Annotated in this window: 14 protein-coding genes; 6 read left to right on the plus strand and 8 right to left on the minus strand. The window is 38.5% G+C overall.

The features are described from left to right. The first annotated feature begins 616 nt into the window (after positions 1–616). The 4 genes from thrS to rplT all read left to right on the plus strand — a co-directional run bounded on the left by thrS (position 617) and on the right by rplT (position 3,925). Positions 617–2,563 carry a threonine--tRNA ligase gene (gene thrS, locus RM549_RS17140; protein WP_311687050.1) on the plus strand — a complete coding sequence of 649 codons (1,947 nt, stop codon included), beginning with the start codon at positions 617–619 and terminating at the stop codon, positions 2,561–2,563. Positions 2,564–2,586: 23 nt separating this feature from the next. Then, positions 2,587–3,138: a translation initiation factor IF-3 gene (gene infC / locus RM549_RS17145; protein ID WP_311484962.1), complete on the plus strand. Its 552-nt coding sequence runs from the start codon at positions 2,587–2,589 to the stop codon at positions 3,136–3,138. A gap of 115 nt (positions 3,139–3,253) precedes the next feature. Beyond that, on the plus strand, positions 3,254–3,451 hold the full coding sequence (gene rpmI / locus RM549_RS17150) for a 50S ribosomal protein L35 (RefSeq protein WP_011708523.1): 198 nt from the start codon (positions 3,254–3,256) through the stop codon (positions 3,449–3,451). A gap of 129 nt (positions 3,452–3,580) precedes the next feature. Beyond that, positions 3,581–3,925, plus strand: coding sequence for a 50S ribosomal protein L20 (rplT, locus tag RM549_RS17155; RefSeq protein ID WP_311687056.1), 345 nt, complete (start codon positions 3,581–3,583; stop codon positions 3,923–3,925). A gap of 111 nt (positions 3,926–4,036) precedes the next feature. Here the strand turns inward: rplT and RM549_RS17160 are convergent, their stop codons facing one another. Together RM549_RS17160 and RM549_RS17165 are read right to left on the minus strand one after the other, a co-directional pair. Then, a complete protein-coding gene (locus tag RM549_RS17160) occupies positions 4,037–6,088 on the minus strand; it encodes a cation:proton antiporter domain-containing protein (RefSeq protein WP_311687058.1) in 2,052 nt (683 codons plus the stop codon). Between the two features lie 22 nt (positions 6,089–6,110). Continuing rightward, the gene (locus RM549_RS17165) at positions 6,111–6,548 is read right to left on the minus strand and encodes a secondary thiamine-phosphate synthase enzyme YjbQ (protein ID WP_311687060.1); all 438 of its coding nucleotides are present in this window, start codon (positions 6,546–6,548) and stop codon (positions 6,111–6,113) included. 167 nt (positions 6,549–6,715) lie between these two features. Here RM549_RS17165 and RM549_RS17170 point away from each other — a divergent pair, with 167 nt between their 5' ends. Together RM549_RS17170 and RM549_RS17175 are read left to right on the plus strand one after the other, a co-directional pair. After that, complete coding sequence (locus tag RM549_RS17170) at positions 6,716–9,124, plus strand: TonB-dependent receptor (protein WP_311687062.1); 2,409 nt, start codon at positions 6,716–6,718, stop codon at positions 9,122–9,124. Positions 9,125–9,134: 10 nt separating this feature from the next. Continuing rightward, entirely contained in the window at positions 9,135–10,484 is a 1,350-nt protein-coding gene (locus RM549_RS17175) for a DUF4374 domain-containing protein (protein ID WP_311687064.1), read from the plus strand. 572 nt (positions 10,485–11,056) lie between these two features. Here the strand turns inward: RM549_RS17175 and RM549_RS17180 are convergent. The 6 genes from RM549_RS17180 to RM549_RS17205 form a co-directional block, all read right to left on the minus strand. Then, positions 11,057–12,358, minus strand: coding sequence for a P-loop NTPase fold protein (locus RM549_RS17180; RefSeq protein ID WP_311687066.1), 1,302 nt, complete (start codon positions 12,356–12,358; stop codon positions 11,057–11,059). A 90-nt stretch (positions 12,359–12,448) separates the two neighbouring features. Then, positions 12,449–13,267: an amidohydrolase family protein gene (locus RM549_RS17185; RefSeq protein ID WP_311687068.1), complete on the minus strand. Its 819-nt coding sequence runs from the start codon at positions 13,265–13,267 to the stop codon at positions 12,449–12,451. A gap of 4 nt (positions 13,268–13,271) precedes the next feature. Beyond that, positions 13,272–14,456: an asparagine synthetase B gene (locus tag RM549_RS17190; protein ID WP_311687121.1), complete on the minus strand. Its 1,185-nt coding sequence runs from the start codon at positions 14,454–14,456 to the stop codon at positions 13,272–13,274. A 127-nt stretch (positions 14,457–14,583) separates the two neighbouring features. Continuing rightward, a complete protein-coding gene (gene dnaB, locus RM549_RS17195) occupies positions 14,584–16,143 on the minus strand; it encodes a replicative DNA helicase (RefSeq protein WP_311687070.1) in 1,560 nt (519 codons plus the stop codon). Positions 16,144–16,310: 167 nt separating this feature from the next. Then, entirely contained in the window at positions 16,311–17,264 is a 954-nt protein-coding gene (locus tag RM549_RS17200) for an acetyl-CoA carboxylase carboxyltransferase subunit alpha (protein ID WP_311687072.1), read from the minus strand. A 99-nt stretch (positions 17,265–17,363) separates the two neighbouring features. Further along, the gene (locus RM549_RS17205) at positions 17,364–18,440 is read right to left on the minus strand and encodes an LptF/LptG family permease (protein ID WP_311687074.1); all 1,077 of its coding nucleotides are present in this window, start codon (positions 18,438–18,440) and stop codon (positions 17,364–17,366) included. Position 18,441 lies beyond the last annotated feature (1 nt).

Raw genomic sequence — 18,441 nt, forward strand, 5'->3', positions numbered from 1 at the left:
TTTAATTTATAAGCTCCGGGCTTATACCTAAGTCGTAGTCCATATTTGGCAATTATCGGCATCTCCATAGTATATGTAGCACAAGCTAATCTTGAAAAATCAAGTTCCTGCTTCAAATTGTAGTTTTTACCCTTCCGGCTTTATCTGCTCCCGCTGATAAAGCCACCTTCCCTTCAAAAAAGGGAAGGAACTATATGCGTGGAAAAAACATCATGCTCCCAAAATGGCAATTATAGGCAGTCTTTGTTCCAAGATGAGCTTACTAAGGAATACTTGACGTCTATAAGTGCGTTATGAGATGAACTTTTCACTTTCACTTTTCACTTTTCACTTTTCACTTTTCACTACTCACTACTCACTCACCACCCCATTTGCGTTAGGGATAGCAGCGGCATCCTTATAGCGGAAAATAGGCTATGCCTAAATTTGGCAATTATCGGTCTCCTTATATATACCTTACCTCTTCTCTACTCCTAAAAGCGCTATAAGATACAGCGGATAGCCCGGCCGAGGGCCTAAGCCCGAAGGAAACGCCCAAATAAATATTTTCCCCAACTTCTATATTGCGCAACCAACTTCAACGGCTTATCTTTGCTCTTCTAATTAAAAACGAGACATGATTAAGGTAACTTTGCCAGACGGCAGTATCAAAGAATTTGAACAGGGCGCTACTCCAATGGATGTCGCGAACAGTATTAGTGCGGGATTGGCCAGAAATGTGATTTCGGCGAAATTCAATGACAAAATAGTAGAAGCTTCTACGCCTTTGACTACCGACGGCGCGCTTACCTTATATACATGGAATGACGATGAGGGAAAAAAGGCCTTCTGGCACTCGACTTCTCACGTGATGGCGCAGGCAATCGAGGAATTGTATCCCGGTTCTAAACTTACCATTGGCCCGGCTATCGAAAACGGATTTTATTACGATGTGGATTTTGGGGAGCATACGCTTTCGGAAAATGACTTCGGAAAAATAGAAAACAGGATGCTGGAGATTGCCCGCGGAAAGCATGATTTTAAGCTTCGGGAAGTTTCTAAGGCTGATGCGCTTGATTATTATAAGAAACAAGATAATCCGTTTAAAGTTGAATTAATTGAAAATCTTGAAGACGGAACGATTACTTTTTGTGATCACGATACTTTTACCGATTTGTGTCGCGGAGGACATATTCCCAATACCGGAATTATTAAAGCGGTAAAACTGATGAGTGTCGCCGGTGCATACTGGCGTGGCGATGAAAAGAAACCTCAGCTCACCAGGGTTTACGGTACTTCTTTCCCAAAACAAAAGGAGTTAAAAGAGTATCTGGAACTTCTGGAAGAGGCGAAGAAAAGGGATCACCGTAAATTAGGACGGGAACTGGAGCTTTTCACTTTTTCTCAAAAAGTGGGACAGGGACTTCCTTTATGGTTACCAAAAGGTGCTGCTTTGCGTGAACGTCTTGAGAACTTTCTTAAAAAAGCGCAGAAAACTGCGGGATATGAGATGGTTGTTAGTCCGCATATCGGGCAAAAGGAACTATATGTGACTTCCGGGCATTACGCAAAATATGGAGAAGATAGTTTCCAGCCGATAAAAACTCCGAATGAGGGAGAAGAATTTTTGCTGAAACCGATGAACTGCCCTCACCACTGTGAAATTTACAACGCGACTTCCTGGAGTTACCGCGATTTACCGAAGCGTTTTGCTGAATTTGGTACTGTTTACCGTTACGAGCAAAGCGGGGAATTACACGGACTAACCCGTGTACGCGGATTTACACAGGATGATGCGCATATTTTCTGTACTCCGGATCAACTGGATGAAGAATTTAAAAAAGTAATTGATCTTACCTTATATGTATTCGATTCTTTAGGCTTTGAAAATTTCACTGCCCAGGTTTCTTTGAGAGATCCGGAAAATAAAGAAAAGTACATTGGAAGTGATGATGTTTGGGACAAAGCTGAAAATGCTATCATCTCTGCAGCAAAAGAAAAAGGTTTAAATTATGTGGTAGAAACGGGTGAAGCTGCATTTTATGGTCCCAAGCTGGACTTTATGGTAAAAGATGCCTTGGGCAGAAACTGGCAACTTGGCACCATTCAGGTAGATTATAACCTGCCAGAACGTTTTGACCTGACATATAAGGGAAGTGACAACGAAAGTCATCGCCCTGTCATGATCCACAGAGCACCTTTTGGAAGTATGGAGCGATTTGTTGCCATTCTCCTGGAACATACCGGTGGGAACTTTCCGTTGTGGTTAATGCCGGAGCAGGCTATTATTCTCTCACTCAGTGAGAAATATGAAAAATACTCCCAAAAAGTTTTAACTTTGCTGGAAAATAACGAAATTCGCGCCCGTAAGGATAACCGAAATGAAACCATCGGGAAGAAGATTCGTGAGGCTGAAATGGGGAAATATCCATATATGCTGATCGTAGGAGAACAGGAGGCGAATGATGGTACGGTTTCTGTACGTAAACACGGGGAAGGCGACATTGGCACAATGCCAGTAGAAGCTTTTGCTGAAATTGTAAATAACGAAATAAGAAAAACGCTTAAGGCGTTTGAAGTTTAACTAAAAATAGATTAGCCATAGCAATACGAAGAAAAAAATCGAAAAGGCCCAGTACAAGGAGAAAGGAAGACGAACACAGAATCAACGATAAAATCCGCGCTGAAAAAGTGAGGCTTGTTGGTGATAATGTGGAAATGGACGTTTACCCTATTAAGGAAGCCTTAGCAATCGCTGAAGAATTAGGTGTGGATTTGGTAGAGATATCACCAAATGCTGAACCGCCGGTTGTAAAAGCGATGGACTACAAGAAGTTTCTTTATGAACAGAAGAAACGAGAAAAGGTCATGAAAGCAAAGGCCACTAAAGTTGTAGTCAAAGAAATTCGATTCGGGCCTAATACAGACGACCATGATTACGAATTTAAAAAACGTAATGCTGAGAAATTTCTGAAGGATGGTGCGAAATTAAAGGCTTTTGTATTCTTTAAAGGTCGGTCTATTGTTTTTAAGGATAAAGGTGAAATCTTATTATTGAGATTGGCCACAGACCTTGAAGAGCTTGGAAAAGTTGAACAAATGCCAAAGCTGGAGGGTAAACGTATGACTATGTTTTTGTCTCCAAGAAAGACGAAATAAAATCCTCACCCGGAATTTTAAAAAATAAATTCCGACCTCTCCAAAGGAGAGGTGAAAGAGGAAATTTGCTATTTGATAAAAGAAATAAGAGAGTTAATTATAAAAGAAGGACAGCATGCCTAAGATGAAAACTAAATCCAGTGCCAAAAAGCGTTTTAAGCTTACTGGTACCGGTAAAATTAAAAGAAAGCACGCGTTTAAAAGCCACATTCTAACGAAGAAGTCTAAAAAACGTAAGCTTGCCCTTACTCACAGTACTTTGGTACATGATGCAGATAAGGATAATGTTAAACTTCAATTACGTTTAAAGTAAGCTGAAGCTCTTAACGGTTTAAACAATTTAAAAACCCTGGAGTTGGGCAACACTTCGACTGCGCTCAGTGTGACAGCAGAAGTTTAGAAGTGCCGGTTACCGGCCGCCTGCTACAAAAACAATTAAAATATGCCAAGATCAGTAAATTCAGTTGCGAAGAGAGCCAGAAGAAAAAAGGTTCTTAAGCAAGCAAAAGGTTACTTTGGACGTCGTAAAAACGTTTGGACAGTAGCAAAAAATGCGGTAGACAAAGCTATGCTTTATGCATACAGAGACCGTAAAACCAAGAAGCGTAACTTCCGTTCATTATGGATTATGCGTATTAACGCAGCTGCCCGTCAGCACGGATTGTCTTATTCACAATTCATGGGGAAAGTAAACGCCAGTGAAATCGATCTAAACCGTAAGGTATTAGCCGATTTGGCAATGAACCACCCGGAAGCGTTTAAAGCAATCGTTGACAAAGTAAAATAATTAAATAACAGATTATACTCTCTTATAATTAAAATCCGGTTCTGCAAAGAGCCGGATTTTTATTTTGAATAAGCGCATAGCGCGGCTGAGATTCGCTATAGAAAAATTCCCTTAATACACCTCCTGCATCGGGTAAATCAGAATAAAACTATTATTCTTGAACTGGTTGTTAAGATAAGAAGGAATTTCTAGCATGTTATACTGATATGATATCTTGTTTTTGCGGCTTAGCACAATTATTAAATTATCGTTTTTTCCAACATATTTGAATAATTCCCCGAAATTGTCCCAACCGACATATTGATGAAAAGAACATTCCACAGCATGTGAAACCTGAATCTTCTTAATTAGGATTATAGAGGATGCGGTAGCATAGAATACCAATTCGGCACCGGAATTTTCAGCAATGTTCCAGAGCTTGCTTATCCAGAACGGAAATCCGATTTCCTTTTCTGCATTCTCCGGAATCACAACAATATGTTTCTTTATCGTCGCCAACGGCTGTGCAGGCTTATAGATAAAAGTTGTGGTATTACATCTCGTCAAAATTCTTTCGGTAAGTTCACTAAGATAGGAATCGGAAATTCCCTGTTTCACATGAAGACCAATAATAAGATCGGTTATTCCGTTTTCCTTAACAGCGCCTGTAATTCCATTCATTACACTAAGGTCATACCTGAGAAGCTCCTGCAGATAATTGTCTGTTGCCGAGGCTGTGACCGCCGCACGATGCATCACTTCCCTCGCCTTTCTTTCAACTCCGGGATTTGCAGAATTATTATCTATAATTGTGAGTGCATAAAGACCTTTGCTGTTTTTTGCAGATTTTATTGTTAATCCAAGATGGATGAGTTCATCAAGGGTTTCGGTATTATTAACCGGAATAAGGATCTTTTCCGAATTATCATTCTCCCCTACTGTTGCTCCTGTTGACATTCCTACTTCTGACAAAGCTAAATTCCGGGCTCCTTTTTGTGCTACAAAAGATGCTACTGTACAAGTCACCAGGATCATTAGAATCGTTCCGTTAAGAACATTCTCATTTAGTAATCTTATCGGCTCCCCTCCTTCTGTCGTTCCTAAAATAATATTGTAGCCTATCATTACAGCTGCCAGAGTTGCAGCTGCCTGTGCATTGCTTAACCCAAAGATCAGTCGGCGTTCATCTACAGAAAATCTGTAGATTTTCTGTGTTAGCCAGGCCGCCAGGAATTTTGCAGATGTTGCTACAATAGTCATAACAGCGGCTATCCATATCGCCTCCCATCCCTGGAAGAAAACCCTGAAATCTATAAGCATCCCAATCCCGATAAGAAAGAACGGAATAAAAATCGCATTACCCACAAATTCCACCCTGTTCATCAACGGCGACGTGCGTGGAATAAGCCTATTTAAAGCCAGGCCAGTCAAAAACGCACCAATAATGGCTTCTATTCCGGCAATTTCAGCGAGAATAGCACCGAAGAAAACCAGAGCAAGAACGAAGATATATTGAGATACATAATCATCATAGGTTTTAAAAAACCATCGTGCTATAATCGGAAATAAAAACATCACAATAGCACTAAAAACTAAAACGGAAATACTTAATTTCAACCAAAATGCAGTGCCCACTTCTCCTTTGGTCATCCCAACAATTACCGCAAGTACCAGGAGCGCCAGGATATCGGTAATCATTGTCCCTCCTACAGTAATATTCACAGCACGGTTTCTGGCCACGCCCAGTTTACTCACGAGCGGGTAGGCTATTAAAGTATGTGATGCGAACATGCTGGCAAGAAGCACTGAAGTTAATACCGAAAACTCAAAAATATAGAGGCCGGTAAAAATCCCGAGGATCATGGGAATACTGAAGGTAAACATCCCAAATACCAAGCTCTTTTTAGTATTCTTCTTAAAATCGGCGAGATCTATTTCCAGTCCGGCCAGGAACATAATATAGAGCAGGCCTGCAGTTCCCGAAAGAATAATTCCGCTATCGCGCTCCATCAGATTAAGTCCGTTGGGACCAATAACTGCTCCCGCCAGGATAAGTCCTAAGAGATTTGGAATCTTAATCTTGTTCAACAGAATTGGTGTGCACAAGATAATAAGAAGAATAATCAGGAATTTTAATACCGGATTCTCAAATGGTAACGAAATATCCAGTAAAGCTATAGTCATTATGTTTTCACTGTATTAGTGTCTAGTGATTACGACCTGTTCCAAAGGCGGTTAATACAAGTTTCCTTGATCCCCCATAATTTCTATGCTCGCACAAATAAATTCCCTGCCAGGTTCCCAGATTCAGTCTTCCATTGGTTATTGGAATCTGGACAGAAGTTCCCATTAAAGAAGCTTTTATATGAGCCGGCATATCGTCAGAGCCTTCAAAAGTATGCTTGTAGTACGGCTGATTTTCGGGAACCATTTTGTTAATATGGCTTTCGAAATCTTCACGCACAGTAGGATCAGCATTTTCATTAATGGTCAAACCTGCCGAAGTGTGTTTGATAAAAACCTGGAACATTCCAATTTCAATCTCAGAAATTTCCGGAAATTGACTAAGCACTTCATCTGTTACTAAATGAAAGCCGCGGGATTTCGCATTCAAGGCAATTTCTTTTTGATATATTTTATTCATGTATTACATCAATTTTTTTGTTAAGATATAAATTTACAGCTAATTAAAAAGATAACTAATTAGCTGATTAATCCCCTCTTCGAACTTTTTTCACATTTTTTTAATTTTATTTTGAACAGTTCTAAATAATATCCTATTTTCGCCTTGTTTTTAATCAATCTAAATAAATGCATAAGGCTAGTCTCCTCTTAATTTGCTTCTTTACAAGCTTAAATATATTTGCGCAATCGGGTAATTTAGCAGGAACAGTTTCATTTACAAATGAAGATCCGGTGGTAAATGCACACCTTCATTTAAAGGAGATCAATGTTTATGCTATTACCAATCTAGATGGACAATATTCTTTCAGAAATATTCCTTTTGGAAATTATACTTTGGTTATCAGCACAGTAGAAGCAGGAACCACCACTGTTTCAATAACCATAGATTCTTCTTCTGCCAATGAAGATTTAATACTTAAACATTCAGAAAACAATTTGGAAGAAATTCTTTTGAAAGGAAACTCTAAGGTTGAACAGCTAAAAACGCAGGGATTTGCTGTTAATGTGATTGAAACAGAAGAAGCTTCCCGAAGAAACATTCAGACAAATGAACTCTTAAACAGATCTGTTGGTATAAAAGTCCGGCAGAACGGTGGCCTTGGTTCTGAGGTAGATTACAACTTAAATGGAATGTCCGGTAATTCCGTTAAAATTTTTATTGATGGCATCCCGAGTTCAACTTACGGCTCCTCCTTTGACTTAAATAGCCTTTCCCCCGCCATGATCGAAAGAATTGAAGTTTATAAAGGAGTGATTCCCGCAGAATTATCTGATGATGCTTTGGGAGGGGCAATAAATGTTGTACTTAAAAGAGAGGCAAACAATCACTTGAATGCATCCCTTTCTTATGGCTCCTTCAATACAACTCAAGCCAATTTTAATGGAATGTATAGCGCTGAAAATTCCGGTTTTTATGTAAGGGCTTCCGGATTTTACAACTATTCAGATAATGATTATGAAATTTGGGGGGATCTGGTTTATAACATCCTTCCGAATGGTCGTCTGGATTACATTAGAACAAAAAGAAATAATGACGCGTACAGGTCTGTTGGGGCAGTTACAGAAGTCGGTTATAAAGATGTAGCATGGGCAGATAATTTTAGTATTGGGTATAATTACTCCGATTCTTATAATGAAATACAGCATGGATTATTTATGACCACCCCGTACAAAGGGCGGTTCATGGAAGCAAATGCCAATATTCTGACTTTGAATTACACTAAATCAAATATTATTGAAGGGCTCGATGTAAATTTTAGAGCCCTCTACAGTAACCGTGACAGGGTTTTGAATGACACTATAAAATATATTTCCAACTGGGATGGGTCCTTTAGCAGAAACTTACGTGGAGAGCGAATACTAAGACAGGATAGCCGCCTTAGGTTAGAAACTGTAGACAGGGAAATCTTTTCTATGAGGGGAGGTTTAAGCTACTCGCTGAATAACAACCACCGCATTATTTTTAACCACTTGTTTCAGGATATATACAGAGAAGATATCGATGAAATGAAAACCGTGCTGCAAAAAAGATTTGAAGGGACCCGCGGCTTACAAAAAAACATAAGTTCCCTCACTTATGAACTGCGGTTGTTTGAAGAGAAATTACAAGCTTCTCTTTTCGGAAAATATTACCAGCAAAAAATCAATAAAATGGATCCTGTAGCAGTAACTCAAAACGGGGAATCTGTTAGGATAGAAGAATATTTTGAAAAAGATACAGATGTTTCAGGTTATGGTGCCGCAGCCTCTTACGCAATTACTCCTGTGCTCAGGATCTTAACATCTGCTGAAAAAGCAGTTAGATTACCTTCAGAAAGAGAAACTTTTGGAGACGAGGGGGAAAACATTATTGCCAATCCCCTGCTAAGACCTGAGGTAAGCGACAATCTTAATGTTGGATTCAACTTAGGTTTTCTCACTTATCAAAAACATAAAATTTCCTTTGCAGCAAACGGCTTTTTACGGGATACCGAGGATAAGATCATGAGGCAAACCCGAACAAACCTTAATGATGCCATAGAATCTGCACCTAATATTAATTTGGGAAAAACAAAATCTTCCGGGTTTGATGCCGAGCTTAATTATGTGTACAACAACAACCTGAACATCTTAATGAACTTTTCAAAGTTCGATATGCGATACAATACCAAATATGATAATAATGGCAATGTTCTGGTTCATTACGATCAGCAAATTCCCAATCAGCCATTTTTAACAGCTAATGCTAATGTCCAGTATACCTTAAAAAATATAATTCAGGAAAAATCTCTATTACACCTTTTTTACAACTTCAGTTATACAGATTCTTTTTACAGTATCTGGAATTTACGTGATCTTTCTGGAATAGATGCTTTTATAATACCGCAACAATACATACAGGATGCCGGATTAACTTATGTATTCCCTTCCAAAGACATCACCGTTAGTTTTGATGCAAAAAACATTTTTAACCGGCAGGCGTACGACAACTTTGCGGTGCAAAAGCCGGGAAGAGCTTTTTACTTAAAAATCAACTATACAATCAATAATTTTTAAACTATTTACTATGAAAAAACAATTTTTAAGATTTTTTGCTGGTGCAGCTGTAATTGGCCTTAGTGGTCTTTCAATAAGTTGCAGTGAAGATGACACAACAGATGACATAGGTCCAGATCCACAACCTGAAACCGGAAGATGGTTTACCGTGGCAGGAGCTATTATGGACGAAACTCCGGGTAACGGAAATGGTGGAACCGTGATTTATTCCGTTTCCGAAGAAGATATCCAGGATCCGGAGCACGAAATAAATGTATTTGAAAACGGTTTCCAGGTGAGATCCCAAAGAACAGCCAGGCTACAATCTTCTGTGGATGGTTCTACCATGTTCAACATCGCTTATGGTGGTGACATAGGAGGACAGTTTTCTAAATATGCTGTAAATGGCGGAGATGATTTTGAGCAAATCGATGGAGAGGTAAATATCTCACAATATGCAGGAACATCTCCAAGGTGGGTAAAATTATTTGATGGTGACCAGACTGGTGTTGCTGTAAGTGTAACAAGCCCATTGGTAAACGAAGGTGAAACTTACGAATATACCAGGGGTACTGCTACCATAGTAACTTTGGATATGGAAGAAGTATTAATTTCTAATACCAATTCTTTTGAAATACCACTTTCTGAAGAAGAAGAGGCACAAGGATACTACATCTTTAGATTAGATACTCCTGTTCTTAATGCTGCCCAGGATAAATTAATTATAGGAACCTGGATGGGAAAAACAGATCCTGCAACAGGAGAACGTGACACTAATCCATATGAAAGATTAGGCACAAAAGCTTTAGTTGTAGATTATCCTTCTTTAGAAAACCCTGAACTAATAACTTCATCTGTTGGATTTGGAGATAACAGCGGTTACCGTAGCTTCAACAGCTTTTTAGCTGAAGACGGAAGCATTTACCAGGCCACGCAGAGAGATCCTAACGGCTCTCATATCCTAAGGATTACTGAAGATAACGAATACGACAACTCTTATGTTTTTAGCCTGGATGATGCTCTGGGAGTAACAAATTCTTATATTGAAAGCTGGAGATATGTTGGAAACAATATTGCCTACGTAATGTACACCCACGATGGTGCAGCACCATCTGGTTTTAACGAGGGGAACCAGCAAAGTTTTCTTGCGCGTGTTGATTTAGGTTCTCAAACTGCAGAAGTTGTTGATTTGCCATACGATCCAGATATGTACTTTTTCCAGTACCAGGGATTTGTGGTAGATGGGGATAACGTTTATGTAACCATCGCCCCTGTAGGCCAGGATGGTAATGTATATATCATTAACAGTGTAACTGGTGAAGTGACCAAAGGCGCACAATTAATCAACGAGCCTGGGAACCACTTTATAGGTGTCTTCTAAATCGAAAGTTACCTGGTTCTAAAAAAGTAATTTTAATTTCTGAAAAAGCCACTTCTGAATAACTTCGGAAGTGGCTTTTTTTTGTTTAATATTGAGGGAAAATCTCTTTAGTTTTTTAGGAAGGGATTTCTATAATTTGTAGAACTTACACCGTTTACTCCGAAGATTTGATCGATAGTTACCTCCCCTGAAGAAGACAGAAGCTGTGCATAATGTCCAGAGTATCTTGATAAAATACTGCCGACATCCCGCACATTAGGATCGGCGTTTTTTTCCTAATCAAACCTGCACAAGTATGTTAGATCAAAGACTGGAACATACCGCTTTCAATATTGGAAATCTCCGAAATCCTAATGAGCTCTTTATCTTAGATTAATGATAAAACTTAATTTACTTAAATATGCATCCCTTAAAAGTTGAAAGTATGGTAATTTACGTTTTGTAATTCTTAGGTGATGATCAAATGTTTCTTCTCCTGTAAAACCATCATTTAAATGACCAATCCTAATTGCCCTTGCATAAGCTCCGTAATTACTACTTGATGGTTGAATTTTGTAAGCTACTCTAAGTTTTTATTTATCGCTTTCATAAATTCTAGTCTCTCCCGATAGCTGAAAATTATGTCTTTCATTATCTATGAGCATAATAAGATTACCAATTCTAGAATCCCAAAAACTTTGATAGGGAGACAATTCTTTACGAGGATATTTTTCAATAGCTTTTTCCAGTGCTTTAAGAAGTTCTTCTTTTCCTCCCATTAAATTTTCTAATAAATCTAAAGCGCCGAAAATTGGGGTTTCTGTTGAGTAGATAGCATTATCATCCGTTTCCAGGGTATAATTAGGGAATCTATATTTCTTATTTAAGAAATTAACCAATGTTCTTGTACTTAAACAATTGGCATTTATAAAATGTTGGAGAATATATTTTAATTCATTAGTGTAGAAATTTTCGTGTCCTAATGAAAAGTATTCCTGAATTATACTATGATCAGTTTTTATACTTTTAAAAAATTTATTTAAATTTTCTACAATTACTGATGAAAAAGTATAATGAAAAATTTCTGTTGAGTAAAATTTATCAATGTAACCTGAAAAATCTATATCACTACCATATCTGCTTCGGAAAATTTCTCTAATATTATTTATATCGCAAATCAAAACTACTTTATCAAATCCAAATTTATTTTCGTTTTCATAATCATAAAAATCAAAATGACTGGAAAATACATTCAATATTCTGAAAATATGTTCTGGGTCTATCCTGTCTAGATCATCTATAGTTAAAACAATTTTTTTATCTGGATGGGTAGCTTTTAAAGTTTGAACTAAATAATATATTAATTCCGAAATATTATCTTCTTCTCTGTAGGTTCCTTTTTTAAGTTTGAAAAATTTTAAAAAATTCTTTAATTCTTTCTCTTCATCGACACTTCTTTCTTCCTTATAAGTATCTATTTTTTCACCTAATTTAATAGTTGAATTTACAATGGCATTTAAACGTTTGTCTAATTTCGAAAGATTCTTGGCAAGTGTTTGTATAACACTTCGATAATTCTCTACTAGATAAAATTGTCCTGCAAGAAAAGTATCAATTTCCACTTTTTCGAAATCAGGATTTAAGGAAAACAGTTGAAAGCCAATATCAAATTTTATCAGTTCGAATATATCTTGATTTCCAGATACAGAATAGTTGACGGGGTTAAGTTTTATGGATATAAAACCCTCTTCTTTATCTTGAAAAAACTTCTCAATAAAATAAGTTTTTCCTATTCCAAAAATTCCTGATAGAATTATTCTTTCATTTTCTTCAGTTAGGAGATGTTCTTCAAATCTATCAGATTCATTTTTAACAGATAGTTCCTTAAAAACCATAGAATTTATTTATATATTATTGCCAACATATTCATGAATAACAGCACGGAGCTACCGGGACCTAAAGATGCATTATCCAGTAGGATCAAATTAAGAAATATTATAAAAATCACATGCTGTACCGCCCATCACCTTTTTCAAATCTTCTTCTGAATTGGTTGAAAAATAATCTTCTATAATCTTTACGCTCTCGCTATAACTCCCGCCGCTTAAAGAAACCGGCCAGTCAGAGCCAAACATCAATCTTTCTATTCCGAAGCAGTGAACCACCACATCCAGAAAAGGAGAAAAGTCTGAAGGGTTCCAATCTTTTCCGGCTTCGCTCAGTAATCCAGAGATTTTGCAAAACACATTCTTGTTTCCTGCCAACTTCTGAATCTCCTGTTTCCATTGGGTAGACGGTGCTTTTGTAACATCGGGTTTTGCCAGATGGTCCAGTACAAATTTCTGTTCAGGGAATTTTTCAGCTAAAGCTATTGCTCCGGGTAACTGATAAGGGAAAACAAGGATTTCATATACAAGGCCGAAAATTGCCAATTTTGACACTCCGCTTTGAAAAGCAGGATCTGTCATAAATTCTCCTTTTTCATCATAAACCGTATGTCTCACGCCCTTAAGCAGCTTATTTTTAGAAAAACGTGCCAAAGAAGCTTCAATTTCTTCAGAATTTAGGTCTACCCAACCTATAACGCCTTTAATAAGGTTATTTTCAGCTGCTAATTTCAGTAAAAACTGCGTTTCCTCTTCAGTTTGTTGCGCCTGCACCAGAATAGTACCCTCAAAATTGGCATCTTTGAGCATCGGCTTTAAATCTTCCGGTAAAAAATCCTTCTGAATTTTTTCATCATTAATCCAGGAATATTTTTCAGGATCATAATGCCAGAAATGCTGATGTGCGTCAATCTTCATAAGATCAGGTTTTCTGTTTCTTCTTCCTGGCTGCCGGAAAAAGCACATTATTCAAAATAAGTCGGTAACCGGGTGAAGTTGGGTGCAATTCCAGTTCGGTTTTGGGATCTCCAACCCGGTGAGTGTAATCTTCGGGATCGTGGCCGCCATAAAATGTAAAAAATCCTTTGCCTTTTATTCCGTGGATATATCGTGCTTCGCCGTTGAGTTTACTTTCCCCCATTACCAGCACATTTGCTTTTATATTTTCCGGATTATAGCTGGTGGTCTGTCCCATAAATCCTTTAACCAGCCTGGTATGATTCTGAGTCAGCATTGTTGGAACAATATCCCATTTCGCAGAAAAATCCATCAGTGTGAAATAATCACTTTCGGCCGATATTTGCCTTTTTTGGGTCATGTCTATAGAGGAAAATTCATAGACCATCGGGCTGCGTTCAAGAATAAAATCCGTAAAAGCGAAAGTATTGGAATAGTCGATTTTGGACTGATATCCCGGTTCGCTGGGATCACCATCAAACATTGGCTCTGCAATATCCACACCCTCGGCAGACAAAGCGATATCAAAACTATCTGTGGCGCTGCACATCGCGAACATAAAGCCGCCGCCTACCACGTAATCCCTGATCTTAAGTGCCACTGCCAGTTTTTCTTCAGAAACCTTATCGTAGCCAAGTTCTGCCGCCAAAGCTTCGGCTTGTTTTTTATCTTCTATATACCAGGGCGTGGTTCTAAAAGCGCGGTAGAATTTTCCGTATTGTCCCGTAAAATCTTCGTGGTGCAAATGCAGCCAGTCGTATAAAACCAGCGCATCATTCAGAACTTCCCGGTCGTAGATGGTTTCATAAGGAATTTCAGCATACTCAAGTGCCATCGTTACCGCATCATCCCAGGGCTTGTTTCCTTCCGGAGTATAAACTGCAATTTTCGGAGCTTTTTCCAGCTCTACAGCTTCCATATTTCGGGACGGACTGCTAATTTCTTCCAGGATCTGTTCCGTTTTCTGGTCACTAATTACTTCAAAAGAGACTCCCCGAATCTGGCATTCCCTTCGCAGGTCTTCAGTATCTGAAATAAGGAAGGAACCTCCCCGGTAGTTTAAAAGCCAGCGGACTTCCAATTGTTTTTCCAGGGAATAGTAAGTGATTCCGTATGCTTTCAGGTGATCTGCCTGCCCATCGGCATCCATTGGAATAAGGATATTGGAAGACCAGCCCTGAAAATTGGCAATTATCAGCCATAAAAAAACCGCCAGAAATCCCTTCAATTTAAAAGGAATTCCGGCGGTTTTATTTTCTGCTGTTTTTATTTTCCTGTTAAAAAGGCACGTCGCTATCGTCATCATTAAAGTCATCGTTCATTGAGCTGCCAAAAGCTTCGTCTGCCGTTGGGCTGGGTAAATTTTTACTACCAAAATCATTCTCGTCTTCCCCTCCACTGTTCATTTTCGAATGAAATTCAAACGGAGAATCAAACTCCTCCAAGTTATCAAATTTACCAAGATGTCCAATAAATTTCAACCTGATATTTTCGAGGCCGCCATTACGGTGTTTGGCCACAATAAATTCGGCCTGGCCATCTGTAGGAGTACGTTCTTCATCATCCCATTCGTCAATTTTATAATATTCGGGACGATAAATAAAAGATACAATATCGGCATCCTGCTCGATAGCTCCAGATTCCCTAAGGTCAGAAAGAAGCGGCCTTTTGCTGCCTCCACGAGTTTCCACGGCACGCGATAATTGCGAAAGTGCAATTACCGGAACACTTAGTTCCTTAGCCAATGCCTTCAGGTTTCGTGAAATCGTAGAAATTTCCTGCTCCCTGTTTCCTCCTTTCTGGCTTCCTCCGGCCGTCATCAACTGCAAATAATCCACAACAATCAATTTAATACCGTGTTGTGAAGCAAGACGACGCGCTTTGGCCCTAAGGTCGAAAATTGACAAAGATGGGGTATCATCTATAAATAAAGGCGCTTTTTCAAGATCCTTTACTTTAACGTTTAGCTGTTCCCACTCGTGTTTTTCCAGGTTTCCGGTTCTTAATTTTTCTGAAGACAATCCGGTTTCAGAAGAAATTAAACGGGTAATAAGCTGTACTGAAGACATCTCCAGCGAGAAAAAAGCAACGGGCATATTTTGTCCCACTGCAATATTTCTTGCCATCGATAAAGTCAGCGCTGTTTTACCCATACCGGGACGTGCTGCTACAATAATTAAATCACTGGGCTGCCATCCTGAAGTTAATCTGTCTAATCTTTCAAATCCTGAAGGAACACCACTAAGACCTTCTTTATTTGAGATCTCCTGAATCCTGTTTTTAGCCTGGATCACCAGACTTTGCGCAGTTTCTGTAGATTTCTTTATGTTCCCTTGTGTAACTTCGTATAATTTGGCTTCAGCCTGGTCCAGCAAATCGAAAACGTCTGTAGATTCATCGTAAGAATCCTCAATAATTTCATTCGAAATTTTAATCAGGCTTCGCTGTATATATTTCTGAAGGATAATACGCGCATGAAACTCAATATGCGCTGAAGATGATACTCTTTGAGTCAACTGAATGAGATAATAGTCACCTCCTGCCTTATCAAAATTCCCATCTTTCTTAAGCTGGTTAGAAACGGTTAATAAGTCAATCGCCTCTGTGTTTTCAAACAGTTTATGTATAGCTTCAAAGATGAGTTTATGAGAATTCTTGTAGAAGGCTTCCGCGGTTAGGATATCGATGATTTCGTCTACCCCTTTTTTATCGATCATCATCGCTCCAAGCACAACTTCTTCTAAATCAACAGCTTGGGGAGGTAATTTTCCTTTTTCTAAATTAACTACGTTACTTTGTTTGTAACCAAAACTTTGCGGCGCGGTGATATTTTCCATAAAGCGAAAGTAAAAAATTTGTTAAGACATTCTTAAGAATCAGCGGTCAACTTAATCAACCGGTAATCAACAATTGTCCTGTTGAAAACTTATTTATTTTGTTGAAAAGGACAAAAAAATCCGAAACTTTAGCTCCGGATTAAATTCGTGATGCGGTATAGAATGTTTTAGCCTTTGAAAACTCCCATTGCTAAATATTTATCCATTCTTTTTTCAACCAAATCTGTTGGTGATAAGTTTTTATACTCATCATAAGCATCTGAAATGGATTTTTTTACAGTTGCAAAAATTTCCTCCCGGTTACTATGTGCGCCACCAATTGGTTCTTTCACTATTTCATCAATAAGCTTCTGTTTCTTCATGTCTTTAGCAGTAAGCTTTAATGCTTCTGCCGCAACTTCTTTGTATTCCCAACTCCTCCAGAGAATAGACGAACAGGATTCCGGAGAGATTACAGAATACCATGTGTTTTCCAACATCATTACCTTATCTCCAACTCCTATACCTAAAGCACCACCGCTTGCTCCTTCTCCAATTATCACCACAATTATCGGCACTTTTAAGCGCGTCATCTCCAGGATATTTCTTGCGATTGCCTCTCCCTGTCCTCTTTCTTCGGCTTCAAGCCCGGGATATGCCCCCGGAGTATCTACCAGACATACTACAGGAAGACCAAACTTTTCCGCAGATTTCATAAGACGAAGTGCCTTACGGTATCCTTCGGGATTTGCCATTCCAAAGTTTCGGTATTGTCTTGTTTTAGTATTAAATCCTTTTTGCTGACCGATGAACATATAACTCTGGTCATCAATTTTTCCAAGACCACCAATCATAGCCTTGTCATCTTTAACGCTACGATCGCCATGTAGCTCAAGAAAAGTATCACCACAAATTGCTTTAATATAATCTAAAGTATATGGCCGGCTGGGATGCCTTGAAAGCTGAACACGTTGCCATGCCGTTAAATTCTTATAGATATCCTTTCTGGTCTCTTTAAGTTTTTTCTCTATCTGCTTACAGGTAGCAGTTACATCTACATCACTTTCCTCGCCTATAGTACAGGCTTTCGAGTACTGTTCTTCTAACTCTTTAATGGGTAATTCAAAATCTAAATATTCCATAAGAATTATGGTGTTTTTTAATTAGCCCACAAATATAACAAACTTTAAAAGGAAGATTTCTATAGTTTCCGTTTAAATTTTAAGCGCCTGAATAAGAGCTTATCTCTTGGAGGTAAACAGTAGATAGATTGCCAGAATACCAAAAGTGATATTAGGAAACCAGACCGCAAGTAGTGGTGAGAATGCAGATTGCTCTGCCATTGTACCAAAAACTTTATCGAAAAATATAAAAACAAATGCCAGTGTAATTCCTACTGCAAGGTTAACGCCCATTCCTCCCCTCCTCTTTTTGGAAGATACTGCCACGGCTATAATAGTAAGAATAAATGCTGATACCGGCAGGCTCCAGCGCTTATAAGCAACTACAAGGTACCTGTTTATATTCCCTGCACCACGACGACGCTCAGTTTCAATAAAATCGTTTAATTCAGTATAATTTAAAGTTTCTGCGATATAGGATTCGGGTGTAAGTTCTCCAAACTCAAAGGGCAGGATGGTATCAACTTTTCTCTCATGGATAATCTCATCCCCATTTTCCCCTATAATCCTTTTGTCAAAGTTAGTAAGGCTGTAGGTAGTATCTTCTTCATTAAATTCAAGATAGGAAGCACTAATTTTGAATTCCAATTTGTTGCCATTAAAATGCTCCAGCGTGAAATTTCTTGCTGTCTTGGTTTTTGGCTGAAAGTTACTGGCATAGATATACTCTTCATTATTTATCTGGCGGTAAACATCTCTTGTTTCCTGCGTTTGCTCATGCTTCTTCAGGTACTGGTATTTAAATTCGTTAAATCCCTTGCTCGCCTGTGGCGCGAGGTACATACCCAATACTAAAGCACCCACACAAACTATGGAAGCTCCAATAAGGTAAGGACGCAAAAACCTGGAGAAGGATACCCCACTACTTAAAAAGGCTATAATTTCGGTATTATTGGCAAGTTTGGAAGTAAACCAAATCACAGATAAAAACAGAAAAAGCGGAAAAAGAAGATTGGCAAAATAAATAGTAAAATCCAGGTAATATTTAGCTACCTCAATAAACGGCACCTCGTTTTCAAGAATTTTATCAATCTTTTCTGCCAGGTTTACCGTGATTCCTATCGGGATAAAAAGCAAGAGCATCAAAACAAATGTGCCCAGATATCTTTTTAATATGTACCAGTCTAATATTTTCAAC

This window comes from Autumnicola patrickiae, assembly GCF_031846525.1.
GTDB classification, from domain to species: Bacteria; Bacteroidota; Bacteroidia; order Flavobacteriales; family Flavobacteriaceae; genus Autumnicola; species Autumnicola patrickiae.